The organism is Stenotrophomonas sp. 2694, assembly GCF_040548715.1.
In the GTDB taxonomy this organism is placed as follows: Bacteria; Pseudomonadota; Gammaproteobacteria; order Xanthomonadales; family Xanthomonadaceae; genus Stenotrophomonas; species Stenotrophomonas indicatrix.
In genome coordinates, this window is sequence record NZ_JBEPSG010000028.1 from 36,470 (window position 1) to 47,347 (window position 10,878).

General features: G+C 67.1%; 9 protein-coding genes. 5 read left to right on the plus strand and 4 right to left on the minus strand.

Translation table 11 applies throughout. The features are described 5' to 3' along the window. The first annotated feature begins 31 nt into the window (after positions 1-31). Together ABIA73_RS20145 and ABIA73_RS20150 are read left to right on the plus strand one after the other, a co-directional pair. On the plus strand, positions 32-748 hold the full coding sequence (locus ABIA73_RS20145; protein WP_059064093.1) for a response regulator: 717 nt from the start codon (positions 32-34) through the stop codon (positions 746-748). Next, positions 748-1,815, plus strand: a complete 1,068-nt coding sequence (locus ABIA73_RS20150) for an ATP-binding protein (protein ID WP_025874770.1) — start codon at positions 748-750, stop codon at positions 1,813-1,815. The genes ABIA73_RS20145 and ABIA73_RS20150 overlap by 1 nt, the downstream gene beginning before the upstream one ends. On the opposite strand, the gene ABIA73_RS20155 is transcribed toward ABIA73_RS20150, so the two are convergent. From ABIA73_RS20155 to ABIA73_RS20165, 3 genes are all read right to left on the minus strand, one after another. Further along, positions 1,793-3,625 (minus strand): DUF7844 domain-containing protein, encoded by a 1,833-nt coding sequence (locus ABIA73_RS20155; RefSeq protein WP_080148855.1) that lies wholly within the window; start codon positions 3,623-3,625, stop codon positions 1,793-1,795. The two genes, ABIA73_RS20150 and ABIA73_RS20155, sit on opposite strands and share 23 nt — an antisense overlap. Before the next feature lie 40 nt (positions 3,626-3,665). Next, entirely contained in the window at positions 3,666-3,965 is a 300-nt protein-coding gene (locus ABIA73_RS20160) for a DUF2388 domain-containing protein (protein ID WP_032975508.1), read from the minus strand. Positions 3,966-4,027: 62 nt separating this feature from the next. Then, the gene (locus ABIA73_RS20165) at positions 4,028-5,416 is read right to left on the minus strand and encodes a D-2-hydroxyglutarate dehydrogenase (protein WP_354276208.1); all 1,389 of its coding nucleotides are present in this window, start codon (positions 5,414-5,416) and stop codon (positions 4,028-4,030) included. 169 nt (positions 5,417-5,585) lie between these two features. On the opposite strand from ABIA73_RS20165, the gene serA reads away from it, so the two are divergent. Then, positions 5,586-6,827, plus strand: coding sequence for a phosphoglycerate dehydrogenase (gene serA / locus ABIA73_RS20170; RefSeq protein WP_032975510.1), 1,242 nt, complete (start codon positions 5,586-5,588; stop codon positions 6,825-6,827). 117 nt (positions 6,828-6,944) lie between these two features. On the opposite strand, the gene ABIA73_RS20175 is transcribed toward serA, so the two are convergent. Next, positions 6,945-7,559: an NUDIX hydrolase gene (locus ABIA73_RS20175; RefSeq protein ID WP_354276209.1), complete on the minus strand. Its 615-nt coding sequence runs from the start codon at positions 7,557-7,559 to the stop codon at positions 6,945-6,947. 132 nt (positions 7,560-7,691) lie between these two features. Between ABIA73_RS20175 and ABIA73_RS20180 the strand changes: the two genes are divergently transcribed. After that, a complete protein-coding gene (locus tag ABIA73_RS20180) occupies positions 7,692-9,167 on the plus strand; it encodes an amino acid permease (RefSeq protein ID WP_025874781.1) in 1,476 nt (491 codons plus the stop codon). Positions 9,168-9,264: 97 nt separating this feature from the next. Beyond that, positions 9,265-10,692: an amino acid permease gene (locus tag ABIA73_RS20185; RefSeq protein ID WP_025874783.1), complete on the plus strand. Its 1,428-nt coding sequence runs from the start codon at positions 9,265-9,267 to the stop codon at positions 10,690-10,692. Positions 10,693-10,878: the final 186 nt, after the last annotated feature.

Genomic DNA, 10,878 nt, shown 5'->3' on the forward strand with positions numbered 1-10,878 from the left:
GAGGACAAGCACCTTCCGGCCTCGCCTTGCCATGCATGCCTCCCCTGCCCTCGCGGCGCTGGTCCTGATCGTCGAGGACGAAGCCGAGATCGCCGACATCCTTGCCGCCTACCTTGAACGCGAGGGCCTGCGCACCCTGCGTGCGGCCGATGGCCAGATCGCCCTGGACCTGCATCGCAGCATGCGCCCGGACCTTGTGCTGCTGGACGTGCAGCTGCCGCGACTGGATGGCTGGAGCGTGCTGACCCAGCTGCGCCAGCGCGGCGAAACGCCGGTGATCATGCTGACCGCGCTGGACCAGGATCTGGACAAGCTGACCGCATTGCGGATGGGTGCCGATGACTATGTGGTCAAGCCGTTCAACCCGGCAGAAGTGGCGGCGCGCGTGCGTGCAGTACTGCGGCGTACGCTGCGCAGCCCGCGGGCGGATGCCCCCAGCGCCCTGCGCGTGGGCCCGCTGCTGATCGACACCGCCACCCACGCCGTGCATGTGGAAGGCGACGGCTACAGCCACGAACTGCTGCTGACCCTGACCGAGTTCAAGCTGCTGCATTGCATGGCATTGGCCCCGTCACGGATCTTCAGCCGCAGCGAACTGATGCACGAATGCCTGCCGGAAAGCGAAGCACTGGAACGCACCGTGGACAGCCATGTCAGCAAGCTGCGGCGCAAGCTGGACGAAGTGGGTCTCACCCAGATTCCGGCCAGCGTGCGCGGTGTCGGCTACCGCCTGATGGCCGACCGCTGATGCGCCGCTCCGGGCTCAGCCGGCACATCATCGTGTCGATGTCGCTGATGGTCGTCGGCGTCATCGTGATGGTGATCCTCTCTTCGTGGCTGCTGTACGCCGTACTGATCGAGTTCTTCCCGGCCAGCGCCGAAGAGCCGGAAGGTTGGCTGCCAAGCGGACCGGAGCTGGCCTGGATGGTCGGGGTGATCCTGACCGGGCTGGCGCTGGCGATTGCCGCCTCGTTTCGACTGGCCCACCGCATCCTGTCGCCGCTCAATTCACTGGTGGACAGCGTGCGTGCGCTGGCTGGCGGCGATCTCGGCGCGCGCGCCACGGCCGAGGCCAACTCGCCCGGCGAGGTCGCAGCGCTGGTGGACGATTTCAACGCAATGGCACGCCGCCTGCAGCATATGGAAAGCGAACGGGTGATGTGGCACGCGGCCATCGCCCACGAACTGCGCACGCCGGTGACGATCCTGCGCGGCCGCCTGCAGGGCCTGGCCGAAGGCGTGTTCCAGCCCGATGAGTCGCAGTTTCGCAGCCTGCTCGCGCAGGTCGAGGGCCTGTCACGGCTGATCGAGGACCTGCGGGTGTTGAGCCTGGCCGACAACGCCCGCCTCGACGTGCGCCGCGCCCGTACCGATGTGGTGGCCGAGGTGCATTCGGTGATGACCCTGGTGGATCCCGCGTTCCGCAGCGCCGGCTTCGTGCTGGAGCTGGAAACCAGCCGCGAGGAGCACCCCGCCCATTGCGACCCGACGCGGTTGCGGCAGGCGCTGCTGGCCTTGCTGGAAAACGCGCGCCGCTATGCCAACCCGGGCAAGGTACGCATCGCCGTGCATGACACCGTGGCCCATGTGCAGGTGGCGATTGAAGACGAAGGCCCGGGCATCGACCCGGCCCTGCATGCGGACATCTTCAATCCATTCATGCGCGGCGACGGCTCACGATCGCGCCTGGGCGGTGGCAGTGGCCTCGGCCTGGCGGTGGTCAAGGCCATCGCCGATGCGCACGGCGGCCAGGTCTACTGCACCCCGGGCACCAGCGGCGGCAGTCGTTTCATCATCGAGCTGCCGCGCCAGTAGGCGGCACTGCGGCCGCCTGCTCACGCACGTGCGCACCCAACACAGCGAGATTGCGGTCGATGTCATCCAGCTCGCGCTGCTGTGATGACGGCAACTGCGCGCGCAGCTGCACGCGCAGCGCCTGCCAAGCGGGTACCGCCTGTACGCTGGCAGCGGCCGCTGCCCGTGCCACCTCCGCCTGTTCGTCCGCCTGCGGCAGGCCGTAGCCAGCGTCGGCCAGCAACTGGCCCGGCCGCAACCACTGCCCGCTCTGTTCCAGCAACGCGCGCAGCGAGCGGGTAGCGCTGCTGTCCGGGTTGGCCAGCAACCGTCGCTTCAGTGCATCGCGCGCACGCAGCTCCGCGCGCCGCTGCGCCGCCTGTTCCAGCAGCAACAGGCCGGCACTGGCACGTACATCACCACGCAGCAACCACGGTGCGCGCTGTTGCGCCGGCAGCGCCAGCCATGCGCGCACATCGCGCGCCGGCAACGCCATCTGCGCGGCGGCAACCGCGAACAGCTGCTGGTAGTGGTCGCGCGCAGAAGCAAAGTAATAGCCCTGCGCCTGGGCCTGCACGGGATCGGCCAGCACCTGCTCGTCCAGTGCGTGCAGCCGCGCCAGGCGGCGGCGCAGCCCGCGCGGGCTCAGCTGTGCCAGCCCGGCTTCGCCCAGGCGCGGGACACCGGCCTGCAGCAGCTTCGCCGTCTCCACCGCGCAGTTGTTGCTGACGAAGTAATAGCGACCGTCATAGCTCCAGTGCACCTGGGCGGTGCGCTCGAGCAGGCTGGCGATCTCGCTGCGGTCCAGCTGCAGCGGCAGCGAGGCCAGTCCGCGCAGTTCGACCTTGGTGTATTCGTCCACCACCTGCTGCAGCGGCAGCACGAACAGGCGCGAAGGATAACCACCGGTCAGGCCACGCCAGTTGGAGATCTGCACATCGCCGACGAAGGCGCGGAAGGACAGCACCCGATGATGCTCCAGGTCCAGCCTGCAGTCCGGGCCCGGTGCGCGTCCAGGACGGCAGATCACCAGCCGCAGCATGCTGTGGCCCCAGCGGCTCATCGGCTGCGCACTGCCCTCGGCGAACAGGTAGTCCACGGCATACACCCGCGCCGGGTCCAGTGCGAGCAGCGATGCAGCGCCCTCTTCCGCATCGGCCTGCAGCAGCGGAACGGTGCCCGCACAGTGCGGCGCGGGCAGCGAGGGCGGCGTACCGAAATGCGCCTGGTACCACTGCGCAAAGGCCGGACGGCGGCAGGCGAACTCTGCATCGAGCACGAAGTGTTCGGCGTTCACCGCCAGGTACTCGGCCGGGTCGGTCAGTTCGTAGGCATCGGGACTGCGGTCGCGGAAGGCGTTGTCACCGCGACCCAGATGCCAGGGCTTGCGCTGCCAACCTGCAAGGTCACGCCAACGGGCGCTGCGTGACCAGTGCGCCCCCGTGCGGTCGGCAACATGGGTCAGTTCGTGCACCAGCGCACTGCGCCGTGCGCGTCGGGCACCGGCTACATCGTCGTCCAGCAGGTCGCGGCGCAGCGCGATGCCCCCGGCGAAGGCACGGCCATGCACGTTGGCGGGCAGGTCGTCACGCCAGCCGACCTGCACCTGCGCGGGCAAGGCACGCAGCAGGCCGTCGGGCAGCAACGACTGCACATCAGCCAGTGTCTGCATTGCGACCTGCTGCTGCGCCGGGCTCAGCCCGGCCGGGTCCAGCTGCAGGCGGTCGGCGGCATGGGCTGTTGGAATGACCAGCCACGCCAACGCAGCGAGCCAGCCCATCCGCCTCCGTCGCGTTGGGCCATGCCCGGCAGCGTTCCACGCAGGTGTCATGAGGTTCCCGGCCAGCGGCCGGCACTACCCGGGCGCTGGATCAACGCGCCAGCAGGGCGCGTGCCAGCTGCAGGTCGCTCTGCTGCTGCGCAGCTGCATCCTGCTCACGCAGGTGCACCAGTGCCGCCTGCAGGCGCGCGCCACGGATCTGGCCATCGCTGGCGACAAACGCAGCCGCATCATCGCGGGCAGCCAGCACCACCTTGTCATCGCCGGAACTGCTGCCCGAGGAACCCGAAGAGGCGCCCGTCGCCGAACCGGCCGAGGTGCCGGCAAAACTCGAAGCGACGCCGGCCAGCGGCAGGGACAACAGGGCAAGCAGCAGGAACGGACGGATCATGGTCGGGGAGTTCATCGATTGGGTGGGTGGAGCGTAACGGCTGGGTGAAGACTTTGCCTGTGTCAAAGGTCGAACAATTTGCCGGGATTCAGCCGCCCTTCGGGATCGAATGCGCGCTTGACCGCCTTCATCAGCGCGATCTCGGCCGGTCCACGGGTGCTGTCCAGGTAGCCCTTCTTGACCAGGCCGATGCCGTGCTCGGCCGAAATGCTGCCATTGAAGCGCGCCAGCACCTGCGCCAGCAGCTTGGTGACATGCTCGCACTGGCTTACGAAGTCCGCATCGCTGGTGCCGTCCGGCTTGAGCACGTTGATGTGCAGGTTGCCGTCGCCGATGTGGCCGAACCAGACCACGTCGAAGTGCGGGTAGGCCTCGCCGATCAGCGCCTGGGTCTCGGCCAGGAACGCCGGCATCGACGAGATCCGCACCGAGACATCGTTCTTGTAGGGCTTGTAAGGTGCCAGCGCCTCGGTGATGCCCTCGCGCAGGCGCCACAGCTGCGCCGCCTGGGCATCGCTGGCACTGATCACGCCGTCGCTGACCCAGCCGTTGCCCATGCAGTCCTCGAAGGCCGCCATCGCCGCCGCTTCCTGCGCCTCGTCACCGGCAGCAAACTCGGTCACCACGTAATAGGGATGCACTTCATCGAACGGTGCCTGCGCACCATGGGCCAGAACATGTTCCAGCGCCCGGTCGGTGAAGAATTCAAAGGCCTGCAGCTGCAGCCGCGCACGGAAGGCGGCGAACACCTGCATCAGCACATCGAAGCTGGGCAGCGCCAGCAGCATCACGTTGCTGGCCGGCGGCGGGTCGGTAAGCTTCACCGTGGCCTCGACGATCACGCCCAGCGTGCCCTCCGATCCGATCAGCAGCTGGCGGAAATCGTAGCCGCTGGAGTTCTTGATCAGGCCCTTGTTGAGCTCGAGCAGTTCGCCCGTGGCGGTAACCACTTTCAGTCCAGCGATCCATTCACGGGTATTGCCGTAGCGGATCACCCGGATGCCACCGGCATTGGTGGCGATGTTGCCGCCGATCGAGCACGACCCGCGCGCCGCGAAGTCCACCGGATAGATGAGGCCATGTTCAAGGGCCGCGTTGTGCAGCGCCTCCAGCGGCATGCCGGCCTGCACCACCAGGGTGCGGTCGACCGCATCGTAGTCCAGCGCCTTGTTCATCCGCTCCAGGCTCAGCACCAGCTCGCCATTGGCCGCTACCGCACCGCCGGAAAGGCCGGTGCGACCGCCGGAGGGAACCACCGCCACGCCCTCGGCCGCGGTCCAGCGCATCACCGCCTGCACTTCTTCAACCGTGGCCGGCAACGCGATCGCCAGCGGCGCCGGTGTCCAGCGCCGGGTCCAGTCGCGGCCGTAATGCTCCAGGTCGGCAGGGTCGGTCTTCAGCTTCAGGCCGGGACAGGCCTGCTGCAACGAGGCGATGCGGGAATCGGTCATGACGGTCCAGCGCGGGGCGTGAAGAACGGGCAAGCGTGCCAGTGGCCGGGCCCAGCGTCCAGCCCTGCAGAGCCTTCAATAGCTGCAGTTGCAACCAATTGCGCACTGCACCATGGGCGTTGCGATCTGGCATAGTGGTCAGCCCCTGTCCCACTGGCCGTGCCGCCCCATGTCGCCGAAGAAGACCTCGTTCCCGAAGCAGGATATCCGCGTGCTGTTGCTGGAGGGGGTCAGCCAGACCGCCGTGGAGGTGTTCAGCGCCGCCGGCTACAGCCAGATCGAGGCGCACACCAAGGCGCTTCCCGAGGACGAACTGAAGGCGCGCATCGCCGAAGCCCACATCGTCGGCATCCGCTCGCGCACCCAGCTCAGTGCCGAGGTGCTGGCCGAGGCCAAGCGCCTGATCGCGGTCGGCTGTTTCTGCATCGGCACCAACCAGGTCGACCTGGATGCGGCCGAGCTGGCCGGCATTCCGGTATTCAACGCGCCCTACTCCAATACCCGCAGCGTGGCCGAACTGGTGATCGCCGAAGCGATCATGCTGACCCGCGGCATCCCGCAGAAGAACGCCGAATGCCATCGCGGCGGCTGGTCGAAATCGGCCAGCGGCAGCCATGAGGTGCGCGGCAAGGTCCTGGGCATCATCGGCTACGGGCACATCGGCACCCAGGTCGGCGTACTGGCCGAATCGCTGGGCATGCAGGTGATCTTCCACGATGTGGAAACCAAGCTGTCGCTGGGCAATACCCGTGCGGCGGCCAGCCTGGACGACCTGCTGGCGCGTGCTGACATCGTGACCCTGCACGTGCCGGAGACACCGTCCACGCAGTGGATGATCGGCAGCACCGAGCTGGCGAAGATGCGCCGCGGCGCGCACCTGATCAACGCCGCGCGCGGCACCGTGGTCGACATCGATGCGCTGGATGCCGCACTGGCCAGCGGCCACATCGGTGGCGCTGCACTGGATGTGTTCCCGGTCGAGCCGAAGGGCAACGGCGATATCTTCGAATCGCCGCTGACCCGCCACGACAACGTGATCCTGACCCCGCACGTCGGCGGCAGCACGCTGGAAGCGCAGGACAACATCGGCATCGAAGTGGCGGCCAAGCTGGTGCGCTACAGCGACAACGGAAGCACCCTGTCGGCGGTCAACTTCCCGGAAGTGACCCTGCCCGAGCACGCCGACAGCCTGCGCCTGCTGCACATCCACCAGAACGTGCCGGGCGTGCTGTCCAAGGTCAACGAGATCTTCTCGCGGCACAACGTCAACATCGACGGCCAGTTCCTGCGCACCGACCCGAAGGTGGGTTACGTGGTGATCGACATCACCGCCAGCGAGGAGCAGGCCAGCGCGGTGCGTGACGAGCTGGCGGCGATTCCGGGCACCTTGCGCACCCGCATCCTGTATTGAGATGTACGTCGCCGGGCGTGGCCCGGCGGAATGCGTCCGGCATTGCGTCATCCACGCGTGGCGTGGATCTACCAGGGCGATCCCGGAGTGGATCCACGCCGTGCGTGGATGCGTCTTTCAGCGCGCCAGCCAACGGCGCGCCATGCGCTGCATCGATTCGTCCGACTGGGGATCGCTGGCGACCTCGGCCACCGGGCGCCAGGCCAGCTCCAGCGACTCCTCGCTGAGCACGAAATCCTCTCCCCCCAGCGCACGGATCACGAAACGCACGTCGTAGTGCCAGTGCCCCGGCACATCCTTGCGCTCGGGAATCCAGTGCTTGTCGATATCGAAGATGGCCGGATCATCCAGCACCAGGCCGCTCAGGCCCGATTCCTCCTCGGCTTCCTTCAACGCTACCCGGGCCAGATCGCGGTCGCCGTCGGCGTGGCCACCCAGCTGCAGCCAGCGCTGCAGCTTGCGGTGGTGGGTCAGCAGCAGCCGCTGGCCATCGGCGCTGACCAGCCAGCAGCTGGCGGTGAAGTGGCCGGCCAGGCGTTCGCGGCGGAATGCATCTTCCACATCGTCGATCAATGTGCTGAATTCGGCAGCAAGGGCGTCGTGGGCGGGTTCTTTGCGCGCATAGTCATGCAGCAGGCCGCGCAAGCGATCGTCAAGTGCGGCAAGGGATTCGGTGGTTTCGCTCATGAATGCGGGGTGCTTGGAAAAATACCTGCCATTATCGCCGTTCATTGTTGCGTTTGCGCTTGTGCGGTGCCTTCAGCATTGGCTAAGGTACAGCGGGCCGTTCGCACGGCTTTCACGATTCCAGGCCGCCGGCAATGTACTGGCGGCCCTCCCAATCCGATCATCAGGAAGTACTGCATGCTGAAAGCTCTGTTGAGGGTCAAGCCGGTCGAACCGGCCGGGCACGTCGATGCCGGCGAACCCATCGAAGGCAGCCTGGATGGCGAAGCCACGTTGAAACGGACCCTCACGGCGAAACACCTCATCATGCTTGGCATTGGTGCGGTGATCGGCGCAGGCATTTTCGTGCTTACCGGCCAGGCCGCGGCCAACCACGCCGGCCCGGCGGTCATGCTGTCGTTCGTGTTCGCCGGCATCGCCTGCGCGCTGGCCGGCCTGTGCTACGCCGAGTTCGCAGCGATGATGCCGGTCTCCGGCAGCGCCTATTCCTACTCCTACGCCACGCTCGGCGAGGGCATGGCCTGGTTCATCGGCTGGTGCCTGGTGCTGGAGTACCTGTTCGCCTCGGCCTCGGTCGCGGTGGGCTGGTCGGCGTACCTGATCAGCTTCATCACCACCACGCTGCACATGCCGTTCCCGGACGCGCTGAGCGCGGCGCCGATCGCCTGGAACGGGCACGAGTTCGCCGCCTCCGGCAAGCTGTTCAACCTGCCGGCGGTGCTGATCGTGGCGGCGGTGACCGGCCTGCTGTACGTGGGCGTGACCCAGTCCGCGTTCGTCAACGCGATCATCGTGGCCATCAAGGTCTTCGTGATCTGCCTGTTCGTGGGCATCGGCGCGGCCCACGTGGACCCGGCCAACTGGCACCCGTTCATCCCGGAAAACACCGGCGTGTCCGGCGAGTTCGGCTGGAGCGGCGTGTTCCGCGCGGCCACCATCGTGTTCTTCGCCTACATCGGCTTCGATGCGGTCTCCACCGCCGCCGGTGAAACCAAGGACCCGCAGCGCAACATGCCGATCGGCCTGCTCGGCTCGCTGGCGGTGTGCACCATCGTCTACATCATCGTCTGCGCGGTGCTGACCGGCATGCTGCCCTACCACCTGCTGGGCACCGACAAGCCGGTGGCCACCGCGCTGGAAGCCTACCCGAGCCTGTCCTGGCTGAAGACCGCAGTGGAAATCGGCGCGATCGCCGGCCTGTCCTCGGTGGTGCTGGTGATGATGATGGGCCAGACCCGCATCGCCTACACCATCTCGCGCGATGGCCTGCTGCCGAAAGTGTTCGGCAAGGTCCACAAGCGCTTCCGCACGCCGTACTGGGCCACGATCGTGGTCGGCGTCATCGCCGCGTCGCTGGCCGGCCTGGTGCCGCTGAACGTGCTGGGCGAACTGGTTTCCATGGGCACCCTGCTGGCCTTCGCCACGGTCTGCATCGGCGTGCTGATCCTGCGCTACACCCGCCCGGAGCTGCACCGTCCGTTCCGCGTGCCGCTGGTGTGGGTGATCTGCCCGCTGGGCGCGCTGTCGTGCCTGTTCCTGTTCTGGCAGGCGTTCGTGGTGCATTGGCACCTGTTCGTAGGCTGGACCGTGCTGGGCCTGCTGATCTACTTCGGCTACGGCATGCGCCACAGCAAGCTGGCCAAGTCGCCCTGATCCTCCCGACGGGCCGGCCCCTGCGCCGGCCCGTCGATATCCGCAAGCATTTCCGCCCGCGCCCGGTCACCGGGCGCATCGCACAAGACCACCACACATGTTCAAGCAACTGTGGGCCACCAAGCATCCGCATGCCGCCCATGAAGACGCCAACGGCCTGAGCCTGCGTCGCCACCTCGGCCCCTGGGGCCTGACCGCACTCGGCATCGGCGCCGTGATCGGCGGCGGCATCTTCGTCATCACCGGCCAGGCCGCCGCCAACCACGCCGGCCCGGCCATCATGCTCTCGTTCGTGCTGGCCGCGATCTGCTGCGCCTTCTGCGCCCTGGCCTATGCCGAGTTCGCGGCGATGGTGCCGGTTTCCGGCAGCGCCTACACCTATACCTACGCCACCTTCGGCGAGCTCTCGGCCTGGTTCATCGGCTGGATGCTGGTGCTCGAGTACGGCGTCTCCGCCTCGGCCGTGGCGGTCAGCTGGACCGGGTATTTCCTCAGCCTGCTCAGCCATTTCGACATCCATCTACCGGCGGCGCTGGTCAGCGCGCCCTTGGATGCGCAGCTGCGGCCCACCGGCGCCATCGCCAACATTCCCGCCGCGATCCTGGTGCTGCTGTTGACCTGGCTGTGCTACGTCGGCATCAGCAAATCCTCGGCGATGAACATGGCCATGGTCATCCTCAAGACCGGGCTGATCGTGCTGGTGATCGTGGTCGGCTGGAAGTACGTGGACACCAGCAACTGGACCCCGTTCATCCCGGCCAACGAAGGCCCCGGCAAGTACGGCATGGAAGGCGTGCTGCGTGGCGCGGCGATGGTGTTCTTCGCCTACATCGGCTTCGAAGCGGTTTCGGTGGCCGCGCAGGAATCACACAAACCGCAGCGCGACATGCCGATCGGCATGATGCTGTCGCTGGTGATCTGCACGGTGCTGTACATCGCGATGGCCGCGGTCATGACCGGCCTGGTGCCCTACCAGCTGCTGGGCACCGATGAGCCGGTGGTGACCGCCGTGGCCGCGCATCCGCAGCTGGGCTGGTTGCGCGTGGTGGTGGAAATCGGTGCGTTGATCGGCCTGTCGTCGGTGGTGCTGGTGATGATCATCGGCCAGCCGCGCATCTTCATGATCATGGGGCGCGACGGCCTGTTGCCGCCGGTGTTCACCAAGATCCACCCGAAGTACCGCACGCCACATATCAACACCGTCATCACCGGCATCGGCATCGCCCTGCTGGCGGCGCTGTTCCCGCTGGACATCCTCGGCGAGCTGACCTCGATGGGCACGCTGATCGCCTTCGCGGCGGTCTGCGCCGGCGTACTGATCCTGCGCCGCACGCAGCCCGACCTGCCGCGCCCGTTCCGCATTCCGGGTGCATGGCTGGTCTGCAGCCTGGGCGTGATCAGCTGCCTGGCGCTTTTGTCGGCGATGACGTTGCACAACTGGATGCTGATGGGCGTGTGGACGTTCGTCGGCTTCGTGATCTACTTCTTCTACGGGTTCAGGCACAGCCGCCTGCGCGGGAAGTAGGGTTTTCTGCATCGCAGGGCCTGCGGCCCTGCACCCGCTGGGCAACGGCAACAGCAACAGCTGGTCTGAGGGTTTGGCGGGGCGGGTTGGATTCGCGGGGGACGCCGTGAATCCGTCCCTGGAGCAACTGTGTGCTGGAGGAGCGCCAGCCCTTCCGGTAAACGGGCACGGTAGTGCCGGCCGCTG

Coding starts and splice junctions, on each gene's coding strand:
- ABIA73_RS20145 (WP_059064093.1), top strand. CDS start 32: ATGCATGCCTCCCCTGCCCTCGCGGCGCTGGTCCTGATCGTCGAGGAC.
- ABIA73_RS20150 (WP_025874770.1), top strand. CDS start 748: ATGCGCCGCTCCGGGCTCAGCCGGCACATCATCGTGTCGATGTCGCTG.
- ABIA73_RS20155 (WP_080148855.1), bottom strand. CDS start 3,625: ATGACACCTGCGTGGAACGCTGCCGGGCATGGCCCAACGCGACGGAGG.
- ABIA73_RS20160 (WP_032975508.1), bottom strand. CDS start 3,965: ATGATCCGTCCGTTCCTGCTGCTTGCCCTGTTGTCCCTGCCGCTGGCC.
- ABIA73_RS20165 (WP_354276208.1), bottom strand. CDS start 5,416: ATGACCGATTCCCGCATCGCCTCGTTGCAGCAGGCCTGTCCCGGCCTG.
- serA (WP_032975510.1), top strand. CDS start 5,586: ATGTCGCCGAAGAAGACCTCGTTCCCGAAGCAGGATATCCGCGTGCTG.
- ABIA73_RS20175 (WP_354276209.1), bottom strand. CDS start 7,559: ATGAACGGCGATAATGGCAGGTATTTTTCCAAGCACCCCGCATTCATG.
- ABIA73_RS20180 (WP_025874781.1), top strand. CDS start 7,692: ATGCTGAAAGCTCTGTTGAGGGTCAAGCCGGTCGAACCGGCCGGGCAC.
- ABIA73_RS20185 (WP_025874783.1), top strand. CDS start 9,265: ATGTTCAAGCAACTGTGGGCCACCAAGCATCCGCATGCCGCCCATGAA.